Origin of the sequence: Parasaccharibacter sp. TMW 2.1891 (assembly GCF_023337675.1) — a bacterium.
In the GTDB taxonomy this organism is placed as follows: domain Bacteria; phylum Pseudomonadota; class Alphaproteobacteria; order Acetobacterales; family Acetobacteraceae; genus Bombella; species Bombella apis.
Genome location: NZ_QORT01000001.1, coordinates 881,707 through 899,824 on the forward strand (window position 1 = coordinate 881,707; position 18,118 = coordinate 899,824).

An 18,118-nucleotide genomic window follows, 5' to 3' on the forward strand; every position below is an offset into this window, starting at 1 on the left:
TTTATTGTACCCTTCTGCATGTGGAATAATTTTCCAAACGGGAAATGGTACTTAACGTCAGCTTTTCAAGCCCTTCTTCAGAGAAGAAACCTCCAGGGATTAGGCATTGATCTATCAGTACACGACGAAAAGCCGCAAAGATGAGTGGGTCAGGTCGCTGGGGTGCCTGCCAGAAAGCTTTCAATGTCGATTGCGCAGTCAGTCCCGGCATGTCGTAAATGGCGTGACCCAAGGTAATGACAGGGACATTATGAGCCAGAGCCAGGGTACCAGTCGTGCTGTTAACGGTTACGACCCCACGGGCATGACGCACAAGCCTGGCTATATCTCCAAGCTCCATGTAATCCACACGATTGCTGACACCATGCGCAGCAGCAAGTCGCTGGACAAGTTTCTTCCAGTCCTGCACACCATTGTCGAGCGGATGCTCTTTAATGACAAGACGCATCTCCAGTGGGGCATTCTTGGCAAAGGATACAAGAACTTCGGTGATGACTTCCGCCACGCCTGAATAGGAAGAATGCAGGCGTAGCTGGGCATCGGCATCCAGTTGCAGAGGGAGCAGCATGTAAGGCTTGGGCCCTTCAACCAGCCATTCAGTCAGTTCGTGACTGCGTTTTTTAGCCTTTTTACGGCGACAGAGGCGTCGCAACCACCCAACGCCTTCCACCAGGGGCGGCCAGGGGCGATAATCTGTCCAATGCGGGAAACGCCACTTCAGAAGAATGGTGGCCGCATTATAGGCCACGCCTTCCAGTGCACGACGTGGGAAGGAAGAGGGGACAGGCTCATGTGGGGCAGCAGGAGGCAGCTGGCTGGCACGCTGATAGTACCAGTCAGGGTCTTTGGGTAGCGTGGAATTACCGTTAACGCCACCAAGTTCCAGGGTGACCCAGTCTGGCCGGATATAGCCTTCCTCAAAAACATGGACGGCAATATTCATTTCACGGCAGATGAGGATGGCCTGCCGATGGAGTTCCCGGCAGTCACCAAACAGCAGCACGTCCGTGATATGATGTTTTTGCAGGATATGCCCCAGAAAGGCGGGCCATGTCCCATAATTGCTGCGGAAGGCAATACCACCTCCCAGACGCCAGAAAAGCTCATCCCCTCCATTGAAGTTGATCTTCCACACATTATGCCCCCGTTTTTTCAGGGCACGGCCAACGGATTGGAAAAAAGGCCCCATGAGCCCCTGGAGCAGCAGGAAATTGCGTTTTGTTTTTGGGGGGATCTGGAGCGACATGGGCACAAGCGTGCTGGTCTCTGTCAGGCTCGGATCTTCAAAAAAATTGGATGGATATTCGGCGTGTTCCGTCTCTTCGGGAGGGTGGCCAGAATATGTTGTCTGGGTATTGTCAAGCATGAGGGGCCCGGCATGATGAAATGAAATGTGTGAAACAACGGCGTAGCTGGCCCTGCCTCTGCCGTAATTTCATGGCGTATGTTGGCTTCCAGAGCTCAGTCTTGCCAAAACAGTCAATCAGCTCCTCCACGTCACATCGCTGTTCTGTCTCTGGATTGATATAGAGCGGATACAGAATAAGGGCGATTGCAGCAAGGTCTGTTACATCCAGTTGACGCCCCCGGCGGGGAAGAGATGGTCCCAGATGTGTCGTCAGTCCCCAGCCAGCGTAAAAGGGGGCACCGTATGTTGTAACCTTTTTGCCACGTATCAGCGCCTCAAAACCTGTCAGGGATGTGAGGGTGTGTACCTCGTCAACATGTGTAAGGAGCTGGCTCATGCTGCCACTGCGGTCAATGCTGTTGGCGTAGGCAAGAATGGTTGCTTCGGAAAGATGACCGGAACGATGGCCGGCCTCCACATCAGGGTGGGGCCGATAGATGATCCATGCTCCAGGATTCCTGCGGCGAACCTCACGCAGCAGGGCGAGATTATCCGTAATCTTGCCTCCGCCCCTTACGACAGACAGATCTCCAGCAACCTGCCCCGGAACCAGAATGACCGGCCCCCCCTCAGGATGCTCCATTTTGAGGGGAGATGAATCAGGCGTAGCGGCATATTTGGAAACATGAAGCGTTTTGAGGCGCTCCATGAGAGTATCGGCTCTTCTACGGAGGGCTGGTGCAACCTCGGTATCCCTCAGCATGTCCTCCAGATCACTGGGGTGGGAGGGATCAACATAAGCGCCCTGGCTGTCCAGGATAATGGAGCATGGAGGCAGAAACCCGCTTCCCAGCCCCATGGACCGGATGAAGCCATCTTCCACGAAGAAGAGGGGCACCCGCATGGCATAAGCCTGTGCCTGCAGGGCTGGTGTGATGCGGTTTGCCCAAACAGCCAGTCCAGCATTCTTTTTCCGGGCATAGGCCAGAGCCCGACGGGGCGACCAGAAAAACCGGATGGGGTCTCTTCCTTCAAGAAAAGAACGAATGCGGCGCTGTTTCCACCATGCTATTCCATGGCAGGCTACGACAGGCCTGATGGCTCTGGCTCCAGACGCAGGGACATGGCATGACATGGTGAAATGGGGCCTTTTCCATACCGGATAGGTGGTAGAAACACTAGCTTGTTATCAGGAAGTCTTTTTTTTGGGAAGAGAGGGGTGGTGAATATAATTTAATTTCCACGATTGAATAATAATTCGACCGATAAGTGGAGTTTATTGGCAAAATTTCCATTTCATTGATCAATCCATCCCTGAAATGTCCAGGGAAAACTTCATGAATCCGTTTATTCTGTCATTTCTTTCGGAGTTCCAGTATCTTCAATGTCATATTACATTACAGAATTATGTTTGATGATTGTAGGGAGCCTTGTCATTGGAGAAGGTATCGACCTTTTTGTTCACCCTGTCCGTATTGTAAGAAAGCCCTCCCTGGTCCTTTTACGCTGTTTTCCAGTCATGATGGCAACCGGTATTTTTCTTTGCCTGACAGGTGTCATCTGGCTTTCCCTGCTGCTGAGTGCCATCCTGATGGGGCTTCTGGTAACGGCATCCAACCTGAAGCTGCGCCTGTTGAATGAACCTTTGGTTTTCACGGACTTTGCCCTGATCGATGCGTTCATGAAGCATCCACGTTTTTATCTTCAGGGCATTCCGCCTGCTGTGCGGTGTGTTGTCGTAGCTGGTGGTGCAGGGGTGCTCTACCTGCTTGCATGGGCTTCATCACTGTCTGTCGAGTTACGGCTGATGGGCTGTATCGAGGCAGTCGCCGTGGGACTATGCCTCTGGTGGCTCTTGGCAAGGGGAAGTCGTTCCGATGAAACAGGGCCGGACGTGTGGCGGGATGTGCGTGAGGGAGGGCTGCTGCCAACACTGCTGCTTTATGCCTGGCGCTGCCATGAGCTGGCACCGCTACCCGTCAGGCCTGCCTTGTTGCGGACGGCTGCCGCACCAGAGTCTGTCATCGTCATCCAGTGTGAATCATTTGCCGATCCTGCGGAGCTGAAGAATGAGTGGTCGCCTCTGCCAGAGCTCGTCCGATGTCGGCAGGAAGCGGTACAATGGGGAAGGCTCCTGCCTAGCGGATTAGGTGCCTATACGATGCGTAGTGAATATGGGGTTCTGTGTGGCGATGATGAGGAGATGCTCTCATATCGCCGGTTTGATCCATTCCTGACAGCGGATCAGTCTCCGTCCCATGCCCTGCCGAATCGTCTGAAACATTTTTATGAAACGGCTCTTTTCCTGCATCCCTATGATCTGCGTTTTTATGGTCGGAATCGTCTGCTGCCCTTATGGGGGTTCAATGACGTCATCGGGCGGGAATGTTTTTCCGAGCAGGACAGGGTTGGCCCGTATGTAGGTGATGCTGCGCTAACAGCACGGCTGCTGACATATCTCCAGAAAAACGATCATTTTCTGGCCTACTGTGTGACAATCGAAAATCATGGTCCCTGGAAGAAAGGGCGGTTGGAGCAATCGAGTGGTGCAGAAGCGTGGCATCAGCACGTGCAGAATGGTGATGCCATGTTGCGGGAACTGCTTGCAGAGATCAAAGGGAGCGGGCGGGACATCATGCTGGTATTCTTTGGGGACCATCGTCCGGCGCTGGAAGCATTGCCCGCTGTTGAAGGACTGGAGAGGGGGACACCCTATGTCATACTGCGGCCCAATGGGCCAGAGGGAAGTCGCGTATCATCTGAGCCTGTAGATGTAACACCTGCCGAGCTCCATCGGAGCATTCTTCATCACGTCAGTTCCTGAAAAGATACGCTATAAAAAAAGGGCGCCTGATGAAGAGGCGCCCTTCTTCTTTTCATATGCCAGAGAGGATTACTTGGCTTTCCCCTGGTTGGCGACAGCTGCTGCCTTGGCAGCAATTTCCTCGGCATCACCCAGATAGTAGTGCTTGACCGGCTTGAAGTTCTCATCGAACTCATAAACCAGCGGCACACCTGTAGGAATGTTCAGGTTCAGGATTTCATCTTCCGTCATGTTGTCCAGATATTTCACCAGAGCACGAAGGGAGTTGCCGTGAGCAGCGATGATGACCTTCTCGCCCTTCTTGATGCGCGGCAGGATGGTCTTCTCCCAGTAGGGAATCACACGCTCAATGGTCAGGGCCAGGCTTTCCGTGACGGGCAGCTCATCAGCACTCAGATGGGCATAACGCGGATCATGACCGGGGAAACGCTCATCGGAACGCTCCAGAGCAGGCGGCGTGACAGCAAAACCACGGCGCCACTGCTTGACCTGCTCATCGCCATATTTCTTGGCTGTTTCAGCCTTGTTGAGGCCCTGGAGAGCACCATAATGACGTTCATTCAGACGCCAGTTCTTCTCAACGGGCAGCCATGCCTGATCCACACCGTCCAGAATGTTCCAGAGTGTATGGATGGCACGCTTCAACACGGAGGTATAAGCGTAATCGAAGGAATAGCCTTCCTTGTGCAGCAACTGGCCGGCAGCTTTGGCTTCGCTGCGCCCTTTCTCTGACAGGTCGACGTCATACCAGCCAGTGAAGCGGTTTTCCTGGTTCCACTGGCTTTCCCCGTGACGAACCAGAACAAGCTTTGTTACGGCCATGATGATCTCCTTAATGTATAAGGTTTTAGCAACACTGGGAGATTGCGCCACTACAGCCTGAACTGCAAGGGCTCAGCCTCACTTCATGCCGTCTGTCAGAGCATAGCCGTTATGAGGCATGACAGGGACGGAGAGAAAAAGGCCACCCGCAGGGGATGGCCTTTGTTCTGATCGGGCATGGAAGGGATGATCAGGGGGTTCCCTGCTTCTTTTCCTGCTCTTCGGTAAAACGGCGAGCCTCTGATGAAACGGTCAGTGTCATGGTCAGACCGGCGGTCAGCAGATAGATGATGGCAAATGTCCAGATGACGTAGGCCATGCCGACGCCGAAAATCATTTCGCAGAGGGAAACAATGGCAGGCCCTACCCATGTCGACGCTCCAGCGCCCAGCCCGAGTATGGACAGCGCAGCGGCTTTCTCCCGTGGGCAGATCTGGGGCATAAGACCGGAGAGAGGAACGAAGGCAGCGATGGAGGCTCCATAAAGTATGCCCACAACCGCAGCCGCTGCGAAATTGCCCGGATACCAGAGGGGAACATAATAGAAGAGGGGAATGGTGATGAAGCCACCGATACCTCCAAAAACAGCCACGACGAAGCGGTAGCCCATTTTGTCCGCCACCATGCCTGAAATCAGATTGACGATGATGTTGCTCAAAAAGATGAGTGACAGCAGGTTGAGCCACTGCCCGAGCGTGAACCCCAGATGATCGACAAAAAAGCCGGGCATGATGGCCAGAAAGGCATATTCCGATGATGTATCAACCGTGCGGACAATACCGGCAATGAGAGTTTTGGGCTCACGCCAGATGATGCTGATGGAGCCCAGAAAGATCTGTCGGGCAGGAACATCGGCAGGTAGAAGACGGCGATTGCCGGTTGGCTCCCTTGTGAAAAGCAGGGCGATCAGTCCGCCGAGAACAACCAGCCCCAGAGAGCACCAGAAGGTGTTGATTTCACCGATGGCAGGAATCGCAAAACGGGCAAACTGGGAGCCGAGAGTAGGCAGGCCGGCAGAGAAAGAGAACCAGAACCAGCCGGCTGCCGCTCCAAGCATGGATGTTGGTGTCGCTGCAGCAATCCAGACCAGGAAACCATAGGCGAACAGCGGATAGGCAAACCCGCGGAGAGCATAGAACGTCAATATCCATGTACTGTTGTTGGGGGTAAGCCCAAAAACAAGGAAGCAGACCTCCAGGACAGCCCATAGGACCAGACCGCTCCACATGACCTTTTTAGGTCCCATGAGATCGGATAGTGGCCCGGCAAACCAGGCGGCAATCATCACGGTGATGCCGTAAAAAGTGAAAAGCTCGTTGACGAAACTCTGGGGGTGGCCGGTGTGCAGCATGAACGTATCCAGGTATCCCGCCTCGACACCATCGCCGACCATGAAGAGAAGCTGTCCGACAAAGGCCCAGAACAGGGCGGCCGGTATGCCTATTTTTTCAACAAAGTGTGGTTTCTTGTCTGGCGTGCCTGCCATGAAATCTCTCCATTTGTTGGGGAGGGATGAAAAAAGCCAGTCCGTGGCGCTTCATTCCTCAATAGATAATTGACTGGCCTTACGAGAGTGCTCAGGCCCCTTGAATTAGCGTCCGTACAGGAAGCGTTTTATTGGAGCCCTGAAATAGGAATTCAGTATGCCTGTCCAGACGCAGAAGTACGCTTCTGATATCATAAAGATGATTTTTTTTCAATTTTGTATATTCAGCGACCAGTTCTCCCTTATCGCCCGGGATATCTGGCGAATGGTAGAGATATTCCATGGTCGTGTCATGAATCACTTTCTGTTTTCGGTGAAACCTGAATTTTTTCATACCCATTTCGCTATCATTCTGAAAAGCCTTCGAGAAAGAAAGGAGAGAATTAAGTTGCGAAAGAATGTCATTATCATTAGCGTCACAGGGGTGCAGCAGAATGGAAGGCGGGCTCCAGATGATTATATGCTCATGCAACGGATTGTCTGACAGGGACGTGCAGGCGGCCATCCAGGCCGGAGTTGTGAAAGTCTCCGAGGTTTACTCTGCCCGTAAGTGTCAGGTGAAATGCGGCAACTGCGTAAAGGGAGTCGCTTGCCTTCTGAAAGAAGCAAAGCGGAAAACCTGTCCCTGCCCGACAACTATGGCAATAGAGCAGGGGATGGCTGCACAGATAGCCAATGGTGATGACCCGATACAAAAAAAAGAAGCCTCCCTTTAAGAGAGGCTTCTTTCATCAGTCTGGCTTCTGACAGTGATCAGTGGCCGCTATTTTGGTCGGCGCTTTCAGAGTTCAGCGTAATGTAGCGTTCCAGGCCGATCTGCTTGATGAGGTCCAGCTGGGTGTCGATGAAGTCTTCATGGGCTTCTTCGTCAGCGAGGATGCGGAAGAGCAGGTCGCGGGACACGAAGTCACGGACGCTTTCGCAATAGGCGATGCCCTCGCGGATTTTCTCCAGAGCCAGAGCCTCGACCTTCAGATCACATTCCAGGATCTCTTTGACATTCTCGCCAATGTGCAGCGGGTTCAGATGCTGCAGGTTCGGCAGTCCACCCAGGAAGAGGATGCGCTCGATCAGCCAGTCGGCATGACGCATTTCTTCAATGGACTCTTCATATTCCTTCTTGCCCAGCTTGGTGACGCCCCAATGGTTCAGGGTGCGGGAATGAAGGAAGTACTGGTTGATGGCTGTCAGCTCATTGGCAAGCTGAGCATTGAGATATTCAATTACTTTCGGGTCTTTTGCGGCCATTTTTCTCTCCATCGCATGAAGTATGAACTGTAGGATTATCTCCAACGAAGGTCGGTATAGTCTTCAACTTTGAGGATTGCAATATAAAAATTAAATTACGATGTATTCGTACTTGATAATCATTATCAAAGAGACTTTATAAGAAAGATTATCAAAATCGCACGGTGAGTATTTCATGGTTTTTCTTGTCATTTCGATATATATTTAAAAATCCTGTCTTCCCCATAAGTTTTTCTTTTCATTGCTCCTGATGCCCACACCCCCCATCTTGATACTGGGAACAGGATGGAATCGTTTGCTGAATCCTTATTGTTTGATATAAATGGAACATATTCCCACATAACTGAAGGATGGATGTTATGGATCTTCTCCACGTTCTGAAAACACGGTACACGACCAAGGCCTACGATGCGGCTCGCCGTATCCCGGAGGAGACGGTGCAGCAGCTGCTGGCAGCCCTGCGGTACAGCCCGTCTTCGGTCAATGCCCAGCCTTGGCATTTCATCATTGCCGATGATGATGCAGGCAAGCAGCGTCTGGCCAAGGCAACACCAGATTCCGGGTCTCTGTCTTATAATCGGCCCAAGATCACGCAGGCCTCTCATGTAGTGGTTCTCTGCGCCCGCAATGAGCTGCCGGAATCTTATCTTGAGACAGTGCTCGACAAAGAAGAGCAGGACGGACGCTACGCTGATGCTGCGGCCCGTGAGGGTTTTGGTACAGCCCGTGCCGGGTATGTCCAGCAGCATCTGGATGCTGGCGATGTCGCCCACTGGAACCAGAAACAGGTTTATCTGGCACAGGGCTTTCTGCTGCTTTCCGCGGGGCTGTTGGGTGTTGATGCAACACCAATTGAGGGCTTCCTGCCGGATGTCATTTCAGAAGAATTCGGCCTGAAAGAAAAAGGGCTGACACCTCTGGTCATTGTTGCGCTTGGCTATCATTCTGACAAAGATGCCAATGCGACATGCCCGAAATCCCGCCTGGCACCTGAGAGCATCTTTTCGAAGGCCTGAGCAACACAAGGCTTCACCGGGGGATTACGATCTTCCGGTGGGGTCTACAGGCATGCACTCGGAGCGCTTGAACGGAAAGCAGATTTTCAAGGGGAAGTGGCGGAGAGAGAGGGATTCGAACCCTCGGTACGCTATTAACGTACACACGCTTTCCAAGCGTGCGCCTTAAGCCGCTCGGCCATCTCTCCGCAAGCGATGGGGGGACAATACCATTATTCTTTACGAGTGCAAGCCTTTTTCTGAGAATTTTTCACAAATTTTTCAATAAGAAGCGCAGACTTGATCCCAGGAGCTTCTTCCACACCGGATGAGACATCAACGGCTTGGGCGCGGCTGACCCGTACAGCCTCGCTCACATTGTCAGGGGTCAGTCCACCGGCAAGAAGCCACGGAGCAGGAGCCTGCCACTGGCGTGTCAGCGTCCAGTCAAACACACGCCCCAGCCCACCGGGGCGGGTATCTCCTTTCTGGGCCGGTGCTTCGATGACATACCCATCCATGGCTTTCGAGACAGGCAGATCGTGCTGCTGGGCGACGCCACGGGCCAACCAGACGGGCCGACCTGTCTGCTCTTTCAGGGTGAAAGCAGTGGCTTCATCTGTATAGAGTTGCAGAATATCCAGAGGGATACGCTCCAGAACGGCAGCAATCTGCTCATGGGTTGGCCGCACAAAAAGCCCGACACGAAGAGGCCCCCCCGCAGAGGGAGACGCTATGGCCTCATGCAGCCGGGCTGCCTGTTCCGGTCGGACAAAACGGGGGGAGGCGGAATGGAACACAAGACCAACCCAGCGCACACCCGATACGGCACAGGCTTCCATATCTTCTGCCCGTGTCAGACCACAGATTTTGACATCAACCTTCACAAGGTCGCAGCCTGCAATTCATCCTGAATGGCCTGTGCGGCGGCGGCGGGATCATTCGCCCGAGTGATGGGACGGCCAACCACGATCCAGTCGGCACCAGCCCGTGCTGCCTGTGCTGGTGTCATGATGCGCTTCTGGTCATCCGTGCTGCTGCCTGCGGGACGAATGCCCGGAACGACAAGTTCTGGTCCGTCACCCAGAGCATCACGCAGCGCCGTAATTTCATGAGCTGAACAGACCAGACCATCAGCTCCGGCCCGGACAGCCATCCGGCCCAGCCGTACCACTTCCTTTAGCGGTGTGGTGTTGATGCCTATCTCCGCAAGGCTTTCCTCATTCATGCTGGTCAGTACAGTCACAGCAAGGAGCTTGGGGCGCTTCCGCCCGTCATCGAAAGCCTCTTCCAGAACTGCACGGGAGCGGCTGATCATCTCGGCCCCACCAAGTGCGTGAATGGTCATCAGGCTCGGCTGGATGGGAGCCAGAGCCCGAAGGCCAGAGGCAACCGTGTTGGGAATGTCATGCAGCTTCAGATCCAGAAAAAGCTCCTGCCGGGCGGCCAGACTTTTTACGGCATCCAGCCCGCAGGCATAGGTGAATTCCAGACCAAGCTTGATGGCATCAACCTTGCCTTCCAGCGCTGCTGCCCAGTGCTGGGCCTGGTCGTGGGAGGCGGTATCCAATGCGGCAATGAGGCGGGTACGACGAATAGACATGAGGAAATGGTCTTATTTCTGTGAAGAAGGCTGGATCGCATCAGAAGTGGGAGCAACACTGCCCGCCTTGAGCTGGTCGAGCCGCTGATGCAGCTCGATCAGCTGTTTCTGGGATGTACGCAGCTGTGATTCGGCCTTGCGGGCGCGGCGACGCTGGCGCAGTTCGCCTGTCAGGCCAAGCAGCAGCCCCAGCACGAGGGACGGCACGGCAAGCAGGGTGATGAGTTTTCCCATTTTGATGGAGAAGCCGAATGAGGCCAGCCAGACGGTGGCATCATCAAGATTGCTCATGGCGAAAATGGCCGTAAAGGCCAGAAAAAGAACGATGATCAGAAGGCGAATCATGCGGATTGCTCCTACCCTGCCTTGTGGCAGTAAACAAGATGGACCAGGAGGGTCATGAAGAATGCTGGTGAATGTTGTTGGCGGACTCTAGAAGAACTCGCCCATTCTGTCATCCATCTGTTTTGTCTTTACATGATCTTGATGAAAGGAGGTGTAGTTATCCTCCCTAAAAAGGGGAAACTCTGGTATTAGGCGCTCAGGCGTCGTCTCAATGCTGGAAAGGCTGGTAGAAGCAAGATGGACACGGATGGGACCTTTTTCGAGGCTGTAGCGAATGATCGGGCAAGGGCTCCTGTCTGGAGTGAATTTGATGCCGCTTGGTACCGTCGCCGTTATGCCCGGCAGCTGGCAGAGGCGGGGACGGTCTGGACGGACGGACAGCTTGCCGAGCGATGGCAGAGCGGTGAGGGACAGGAAGGAACTTCACCCAACAGGTATTTTGATGAAGAATGGTACCTGAATGCCTATCCTGATGTCCGGCGTGGCGTGCAGGAGAAAGGTATCTTTCAGAGCGGGTTCCAGCATTATGTAGATGTAGGCTGCCAGAGCTGCTCTGGACACTGGCTTTTCTCGGCAGAATACTACTTCAAGGTGAATTCGGACTACAGTCTCCGGGCCATGCGTGAGGCAGGGCATGTCAATGCCTATGACCATTTTCTCCGTGTCGGGGATTATGGTTTCCGGTCGCCTCATTTCCTTTTCGATGCCGAACTCTTCATTCGTGAATGTCTGGGGAAAAACATTCCGTTTGATCCCTCCCAGGGGGCCTTCAGCCAATATCTGGCCCTCGAATATCCTGACATGAAAACAGTCAGGACGTCCTGGTACTTCGATCCTGTCTGGTATCTTGAAAAATATCCCGATGTTCTCAAGCTGATAGAGGATGGCGTATTTACAGGGCCACTTCACCATTACATGGGATGTGACAATCCCAGCGCTTATGATCCGAACCCTTATTTTGATGAATCCTATTATCTGGCACAGAATCCTGACGTAGCTGATGCCGTGAAAAGCGGAATGTTCCGCAATGGTTATGCCCATTTCATCCGGGCAGGGATCAGTGAGCTGCGCAATCCATCGGCTGATCTGGATTTCAGGGCGTTTGTGGCCACGCTGGATATGCCCCAGTCACTCAACAAGGCACACGTGGACAATCCCTTTCTGCTCTGGATTTTACAGCAGGAAGGGCGGACAGGCGCCGAAATTCCCGGGATTTCCATTACTGCCGCCAACAGGCTGGCGTTATGCAAGGTCGAAGCCAGTCTGCCCTCCCTGTTCAGGAAGCCTTTGAGATTCGTGAATCAGGCGTCTCCCCAGCTGAGTGTCGTTCTGTTTTCACAGGGCAATTATCTGCTCGATATTGCAACGCTTGCTTCCCTGCATGCGCAGGGTATTCCCGACATGCAGGTCGTCGTGGCCAGTACGGGCAACACCCTTTCCCGGCAACGGCTGGATCAGGCAGTAGAGGGGTTGCGGCACGTTGTCAGCGACAAGCTCCAGCCCCTGGCGCAGCAGTTGCGGGAGAGTCTGCCTTTTCTTGCCGGTGAGCGCATCCTGCTTCTGGAATCCGGCGTGCAGCTGTTGCCCATGGCCCTGTCCTTTGCCATGGCTTCCATGATGGCTGAAGAAAGTGAGGGGGGCGGCAAACTTCTTACAAGCATCAATACCGTACTGGAAGCAGGTAGCGCTGTATGGCGTGATGGCAGCATCACGTGCCATGGTCAGGGAGAAAAAGGACAGGCCCAGTCTGTCAGTTTCCAGAAGATGGTGGAAGCCATTCAGGGGGGGCTGCTGTTCTGCCATCGCACAGCGATGGAACAGGCACTACACTACCTGGAAGGGCACAGGGCGGAGCCTTTCTTTACCTGTTTTTCCATGGCGTTGCGGGCCACGGGGCGGACCCTGTCTTATTGGCCAACCGTACAGGCCAGACTGCTGAATGCCACGCCGGAAAGTTATGCGAGGCGGACCATGGGAAAGGATGCCTTGCGGCATCTATTCCCCGTTTTTCTGCCCAGACATGCCGTGGCACGAGGGGACGCCCGCATGGGCAAGAGCTATCGCCCTCTTGTCATGATGGTTTTCCCCCATCTTCCACGCCTGATTGAAGGTGGTGCAGCACGGCGGGTCATGCAGCAGATTGATGCTTTCCGTTGGCTGGGCTGGCAGGTGCTGGTTGTCGGTCTGGACCGGAAAGAAGAAGACAGGCTCGTCATTCCTCATGATTATCCAGCTGATGTGGAATGCTGGCGGGGTGTGGATGATTTTTCATCCTTCCTGCGGGACCGGTTGACCGACATGAAACTGCTCTGGATTGGTGGAACGCATGTTCTGTCCCGTCTGGGGCCGGTTCTTGCCACAGGGGACATTTCCCTTCAGGACAAGCTGATCGTTCTTGATACTGTCAATCAGGACGGCACGGCCCTCAGAGCTGTGGAAGAGCATCTGCGACGTCTCGTTGGCATTGTGGATGAGCCGGCACGTCTCATGAGGGAAGCCAGAAAAGAACTGGATTATGCGTGGCTCTGCCAAGGCATCGTGACGGGTGATGAGCAGACAACCGCACTGCTGCACAGGCTGGGCTACGGCAATGTCACAGCTCTGCCTTATGCTGTGTCATGCCGGCAGCTGGGCAAACAGGACGAATTTGAACGGCGGCAGGGTATTTTGTTCCCTCTTTCCATCTACCGGGCAGGGGATTCCGGACATGACGGATTTGACTGGTTCTGCCTTGCCGTGATGCCCCACTTGCAACGTCATTTCAGTCTGCCACCTTCCATCGGGATCGGAGGGTATCATCATCCTTTGGTCGATCTGGGATTTTATGAGCGCCTGGCACCACTGGATGGCTTGGCCGAAATGGATACGCTGCCCAGGATGATGCAGCGATGCCGTATTCTCATGGACCCTTCGCGGGTCCCGGCCACACAGGCTACCGAGATACTGGAAGCCGCCGGTCAGGGCATCCCGGCCGTGCTGAACAAGGTTCAGATGGAACGTCTGGGCTGGAAGGATGAAGAAGAAGCTCTGGATGGTGGTTTCAACGATCCGCAGCATTTCGCCCGGCAGATCATCCGTCTGTATGAAGATCCGGCTCTCTGGGACCGGATACGGCGCAAAGCGCATGAAACGGTCAGGGAGAGGCACGGCCATGGTCGCCTGCATGAAGCTTTTGGGCGGTTCATCGAGGCATTACTGAATGGGCCCGCTACGGTAGCCCCCCCTGCCGGGAAGGAAGGGGTGTCGCTACATCGCTCCTTTGCACCAGCCCCTCTGCGCATCGTGTTGAAACCGGCTGGAGACCCCCCTGCCGCCGAAGATAAAGATGAAGAGTCGGAAGACGGGCTGGAGGATGAATTCATGCCGCTTCCCACTCATCTGGGTGTGACATTGCCTGAAGAAGACCAGAATCAGAAGGAACAGGCTGACAATGACTGAACGTATGGCCGCAGTCCTCCAGCATGTGGAGGCCACCAAGGAGACGGCACTGGAGCGGCTTTGTGAACTGTTGCGGATTCCCAGCATTTCCACACAGAAGCAGCACAGGGATGATTGCCGGAAAGCCGCACGCTGGTTGGCGGACGAATTGCAGGGGCTTGGCTTTACGGCGTCTTTGCGGAATGTTTCATGGGCAGAACCGGGGCATCCAATGGTTGTCGGGCATGATGATGCCAATGCAGAGAAGGTACGGAACGGGCAGACCCACGTTCTCTTCTATGGTCATTACGATGTTCAGCCGACAGACCCCGAAGCCCTCTGGTTAACGGATCCGTTCGAACCCTGCCTGAAGAAAACCGGCGATGGCCGGAAGGTCCTCGTGGCCCGGGGAGCGAGCGATGACAAAGGGCAGGTGATGACCTTCATCGAGGCCTGTCGGGCATGGAAAGCTGTTCATGGGGATCTCCCCGTGGCTGTCAGTTTTCTTTTGGAAGGTGAAGAAGAATCCGGTGGTGAGAATCTGCTTCCCTTTCTCAGGGAGAATCAGGAAGAGCTGAAAGCTGATATTGCCCTGATCTGTGATACCGCCATGCCGGACAGGGAGACCCCGGCCATCACGACCTCTCTGCGTGGCACGGTTGCCGAGGAAATCGAGCTCGTTGCTGCCAGCCAGGACCTTCATTCCGGCATGTATGGCAATGCTGCGGCCAATCCGGCTTTTCTGCTCTGCCAGATCATCAGTGGCCTGCGTGATGAGCAGGGGCGGGTCACACTGCCCGGTTTTTATGACGGTGTGACCGTGCCTGATGAGCATACCCGCCAGCAGTGGCGGACACTCTATCCTGATGATGCAGCCCTGCTGGAAGATGTCGGCCTGTCCCATGCTGCTGGTGAGCGGGGCTTCAGTGCCATTGAGCAGACATGGTGCCGTCCGAGTTTTGAGGTCAATGGCCTTGCTGGCGGGTATCAGGCGGATGGCTTCAAGACGGTCATTCCGGCCCGGGCTTCGGCGAAGGTATCATTCCGTCTGGTACCGGGGCAGGACCCACTCAGGATTCGGGACTCCTTCCGGGCTTATGTCCGTGCAGCCCTGCCGGAAGATGTCGAGGTTGTCTTTACGGGGCATGGAGCTTCATCCGGTTTTGCCGTGAATCAGGACAATCCCTTTCTTCTGGCAACATTGGACGCTCTGGGTAAGGAATGGGGCAAACAGGCCGTCATGACTGGTTGTGGAGGCTCGATCCCGGTAGCAGAGGAAATCCGTGAAGCCTTGGGCATGGATGCACTCATGGTGGGATTTGCTCAGGCTGATGATCGGATACACTCTCCCAACGAGCAGTATGGTCTTGATTCATTCTTCCACGGGATACGCTCATGGGTCCGCATCCTGGCTGCCCTAGCCCGATGAATCGTATAAGACCAGGCATGGCGCAACCTGTTGCCCTGACCATGGGAGACCCGGCTGGCGTGGGGCCGGAGCTGACACGCCGTGTCTGGGAGTGTCTCAGAACGGCTGGGCGACCTTTTTTCTGGATAGGGAATCCGGTGCTGCTGGGAGGCAACACACCCTACCGGGAAATAGGCCATCCGTCCGAGGCAGCCGCCTGTTTTGCAGAAGCCCTGCCCGTACTGGCGCTTTCCTGCCCGGAACCGGTCAAACCCGGGCATCCCTCAACAGGCAATGCCGTAGCGGTGATCGAGAGCATCAGAAAAGCTGTTCATTACGCTCTGTCAGGGGCAGCCGGAGCTGTCGTGACAAACCCTATTGCCAAGCATGTGCTGGCAGCTTCCGGTTTTCCCCATCCGGGGCATACAGAGTTTCTGGCAGCTCTGTGTGGTGCCAGTGGCAGGGAAGTCATGATGCTGGCCTGCCCGCAGCTCAAGGTTGCTTTGACAAGCATTCATGTCTCGTTGAGACAGGCCATCGAGACGCTTTCGGTAGACCGCATCATGGCTGTGAGCCGGGTAACGGCATCTGCCCTGCAACGTGATTTCGGTCTGGTCCAGCCTCGGCTTGCCATTGCAGGGCTGAACCCTCACGCAGGTGAAAATGGCATGATGGGGGATGAGGAAAGCCGCATCATCAAACCCGCTATAGAGGCCTTGCAGCGGGAAGGGCTGGAGGTAAGTGGCCCCATGCCGCCAGATACCATGTTCAGTGCCGCTGTCCGTCCCCGGTACGATGCGGCAATCTGCCTGTATCACGATCAAGGCCTCATCCCGGTCAAGACGTTGGACATGGCTGGAGGTGTCAACGTCACACTGGGTCTGCCCATCATCCGCACATCGCCAGATCATGGAACAGCCTTTGATATTGCCGTCGGTCCGGGTGAGACAGGAAAGGCAAGCATTTCAAGCCTTTCATCAGCGCTTGCCATGGCCCATGATATGGCAAGCCAGCGTGTCATGAGTGATGCGCAGACTCCATGAAGAGGGAAAGGAACAGCCCATGATCCGTCTTGGTATCAATGTTGATCATGTTGCAACATTGCGGAACGCACGGGGTGAGCGCTACCCCGACCCTGTCCGTGCTGCTGAGCTGGCTCTGGAGAATGGGGCTGATGGTATTACGGCCCATCTGCGTGAGGACCGCCGCCACATTCGGGATGAAGATATCCGTCGCCTCCGGGCGCTTTCGGCTCCACTCAATTTTGAAATGGCTGTCACGGACGAAATGGTGACCATGGCCTGCGCACTGAAGCCCCACGCCTGCTGCCTTGTGCCCGAAAGACGGGAGGAATTGACAACAGAAGGTGGGCTTGATGTCGTAGGATTACGAGAAAGTCTGGCCCCGCATGTCAGCCGCCTTCTGGAAGCTGGCATCCGTGTTTCGCTGTTCATCGATCCAGAGCCGGAAGCCATTCGCACGGCGGCTGCTCTGGGAGCTCCGGTAGTTGAACTGCATACGGGAGCCTACGCTCTGGGGAAAGAAGGCGAGCTGGAACGTCTCCACAGGGCTGCCCATATGACAGCTGAATGCGGGATTGAACTTCATGCCGGTCATGGTCTGACCTATGAGAATGTCTCTCCCATCACGGAACTGCCTGGGCTGAAAGAACTCAATATCGGCCATTTCCTGATCAGCGAAGCCGTCTTTGTCGGGCTGGGAGCTTCCGTGCGGCGGATGAAAGATCTGCTTTCCTGAAGACTTCATCAACCGTCATGGAGAGGTCCCGTCACTGGGACCTCTCTCAGGATTCAGTTGGGCTGTGTGTTGAAGATGGGCAATCCATTATTGCCCTGCTGGATACTGAATAGCCCATTGTTACGACGGACCTTAGGGATGCTCCCGTCTTTAGGAGCTGGCTGGATAAGAGGTTCGTTCGGCTTATGATCGTAATTCGGAACAAATTTACTTGATTTGTCGGAATAGGTGGCCTCTGGCCGCTGCTCTTCCGTGGGCATGGAATGAAATGCCGAAATCGGCCCCATGGGCCAGACGCCCGGAGCATCACGCATTGTTCCTTCTGGCTGTCGTGCACAGCCGCGTGTCAGCATGGAGCAGATACCATCTTCGCCAATATATTCGTCATCGTCGCCCGCATAATGGATCTCGGCAACCCGATCATGATCCATACGGACAAGCATCCGGCAGCTTGAGCCAGCTCCACCGAAAATAGACTGATAGGCGCTGATAGCCGAACTTACTGGAAGAAGGCCAGAGCTGGGGAGAGGGGCGATCGAACGGGAAATGTCGTATTCCCAGATCGCCGTACTGTCATTCAGTGATTTGGTCGAATTGGGAGCTCCCGCACAAGCCTGCAGATCATAGCTTGTCATGCCGATCATTTCATATTGAGCTTTGTGAGCCTCATGGGCATCCCAATAACCGCAGGCAGAGAGGCCGAGCGGCAGCATACAGGTAAGCCGGAACAGGATTTTCTGAAATGTCATTCTCTCTCCATCAGAGTAGAAAGGCAGGCAATGGGGGGACTGCTTTATCATGTTTTTCTTTCTGTCTGAAAGATGGGTTTTAGTCTCCAGTGCAATCGGTTAGAGAAGGAGGAGC

The 18,118-nt window shown here is 54.6% G+C and carries 16 protein-coding genes and 1 tRNA gene; 7 read left to right on the top strand and 10 right to left on the bottom strand.

Features of this window, described 5'->3' with window-relative positions:
• Position 1: 1 nt before the first annotated feature.
• Positions 2-1,366: a capsule biosynthesis protein gene (locus tag DTJ15_RS03855; protein ID WP_408902167.1), complete on the bottom strand. Its 1,365-nt coding sequence runs from the start codon at positions 1,364-1,366 to the stop codon at positions 2-4.
• Positions 1,359-2,483, bottom strand: coding sequence for a hypothetical protein (locus tag DTJ15_RS03860; protein WP_081563129.1), 1,125 nt, complete (start codon positions 2,481-2,483; stop codon positions 1,359-1,361). The genes DTJ15_RS03855 and DTJ15_RS03860 overlap by 8 nt, the downstream gene beginning before the upstream one ends.
• A gap of 384 nt (positions 2,484-2,867) precedes the next feature.
• Between DTJ15_RS03860 and DTJ15_RS03865 the strand changes: the two genes are divergently transcribed.
• Positions 2,868-4,172 (top strand): LTA synthase family protein, encoded by a 1,305-nt coding sequence (locus DTJ15_RS03865; protein WP_249109472.1) that lies wholly within the window; start codon positions 2,868-2,870, stop codon positions 4,170-4,172.
• Positions 4,173-4,241: 69 nt separating this feature from the next.
• Here DTJ15_RS03865 and gpmA read toward each other — a convergent pair whose 3' ends face one another.
• Positions 4,242-4,994 carry a 2,3-diphosphoglycerate-dependent phosphoglycerate mutase gene (gpmA, locus tag DTJ15_RS03870; RefSeq protein ID WP_081563131.1) on the bottom strand — a complete coding sequence of 251 codons (753 nt, stop codon included), beginning with the start codon at positions 4,992-4,994 and terminating at the stop codon, positions 4,242-4,244.
• A gap of 190 nt (positions 4,995-5,184) precedes the next feature.
• Positions 5,185-6,480, bottom strand: a complete 1,296-nt coding sequence (locus DTJ15_RS03875) for an MFS transporter (protein WP_081563132.1) — start codon at positions 6,478-6,480, stop codon at positions 5,185-5,187.
• 452 nt (positions 6,481-6,932) lie between these two features.
• On the opposite strand from DTJ15_RS03875, the gene DTJ15_RS09155 reads away from it, so the two are divergent.
• Positions 6,933-7,196 (top strand): (2Fe-2S)-binding protein, encoded by a 264-nt coding sequence (locus DTJ15_RS09155; protein WP_227431460.1) that lies wholly within the window; start codon positions 6,933-6,935, stop codon positions 7,194-7,196.
• 37 nt (positions 7,197-7,233) lie between these two features.
• Here the strand turns inward: DTJ15_RS09155 and bfr are convergent, their stop codons facing one another.
• Positions 7,234-7,728, bottom strand: a complete 495-nt coding sequence (gene bfr / locus DTJ15_RS03880; protein WP_081563135.1) for a bacterioferritin — start codon at positions 7,726-7,728, stop codon at positions 7,234-7,236.
• A 359-nt stretch (positions 7,729-8,087) separates the two neighbouring features.
• Here bfr and nfsB point away from each other — a divergent pair, with 359 nt between their 5' ends.
• Positions 8,088-8,744: an oxygen-insensitive NAD(P)H nitroreductase gene (gene nfsB / locus DTJ15_RS03885; RefSeq protein ID WP_081563470.1), complete on the top strand. Its 657-nt coding sequence runs from the start codon at positions 8,088-8,090 to the stop codon at positions 8,742-8,744.
• 97 nt (positions 8,745-8,841) lie between these two features.
• Here the strand turns inward: nfsB and DTJ15_RS03890 are convergent.
• From DTJ15_RS03890 to DTJ15_RS03905, 4 genes are all read right to left on the bottom strand, one after another.
• Positions 8,842-8,932: transfer RNA gene (locus DTJ15_RS03890), tRNA-Ser, on the bottom strand.
• 24 nt (positions 8,933-8,956) lie between these two features.
• A complete protein-coding gene (locus DTJ15_RS03895; protein ID WP_081563136.1) occupies positions 8,957-9,610 on the bottom strand; it encodes a phosphoribosylanthranilate isomerase in 654 nt (217 codons plus the stop codon).
• Positions 9,607-10,326 (bottom strand): orotidine-5'-phosphate decarboxylase, encoded by a 720-nt coding sequence (gene pyrF, locus DTJ15_RS03900; RefSeq protein ID WP_043560210.1) that lies wholly within the window; start codon positions 10,324-10,326, stop codon positions 9,607-9,609. Before pyrF ends, DTJ15_RS03895 begins: the two co-directional genes overlap by 4 nt.
• Before the next feature lie 12 nt (positions 10,327-10,338).
• Positions 10,339-10,671, bottom strand: coding sequence for a hypothetical protein (locus tag DTJ15_RS03905; protein ID WP_043560207.1), 333 nt, complete (start codon positions 10,669-10,671; stop codon positions 10,339-10,341).
• A gap of 237 nt (positions 10,672-10,908) precedes the next feature.
• On the opposite strand from DTJ15_RS03905, the gene DTJ15_RS03910 reads away from it, so the two are divergent.
• The 4 genes from DTJ15_RS03910 to DTJ15_RS03925 are packed head-to-tail and all read left to right on the top strand — an operon-like array spanning position 10,909 to position 17,254.
• Positions 10,909-14,109 carry a glycosyltransferase gene (locus DTJ15_RS03910; protein WP_249109474.1) on the top strand — a complete coding sequence of 1,067 codons (3,201 nt, stop codon included), beginning with the start codon at positions 10,909-10,911 and terminating at the stop codon, positions 14,107-14,109.
• A complete protein-coding gene (locus DTJ15_RS03915) occupies positions 14,102-15,517 on the top strand; it encodes a M20/M25/M40 family metallo-hydrolase (RefSeq protein WP_249109475.1) in 1,416 nt (471 codons plus the stop codon). The genes DTJ15_RS03910 and DTJ15_RS03915 overlap by 8 nt, the downstream gene beginning before the upstream one ends.
• A gap of 17 nt (positions 15,518-15,534) precedes the next feature.
• Positions 15,535-16,539 carry a 4-hydroxythreonine-4-phosphate dehydrogenase PdxA gene (pdxA, locus tag DTJ15_RS03920; protein ID WP_249109478.1) on the top strand — a complete coding sequence of 335 codons (1,005 nt, stop codon included), beginning with the start codon at positions 15,535-15,537 and terminating at the stop codon, positions 16,537-16,539.
• A 19-nt stretch (positions 16,540-16,558) separates the two neighbouring features.
• Entirely contained in the window at positions 16,559-17,254 is a 696-nt protein-coding gene (locus DTJ15_RS03925; protein ID WP_043560193.1) for a pyridoxine 5'-phosphate synthase, read from the top strand.
• Positions 17,255-17,307: 53 nt separating this feature from the next.
• On the opposite strand, the gene DTJ15_RS03930 is transcribed toward DTJ15_RS03925, so the two are convergent.
• Positions 17,308-18,003, bottom strand: a complete 696-nt coding sequence (locus tag DTJ15_RS03930; protein ID WP_227431435.1) for a hypothetical protein — start codon at positions 18,001-18,003, stop codon at positions 17,308-17,310.
• Between the last annotated feature and the right edge of the window lie 115 nt (positions 18,004-18,118).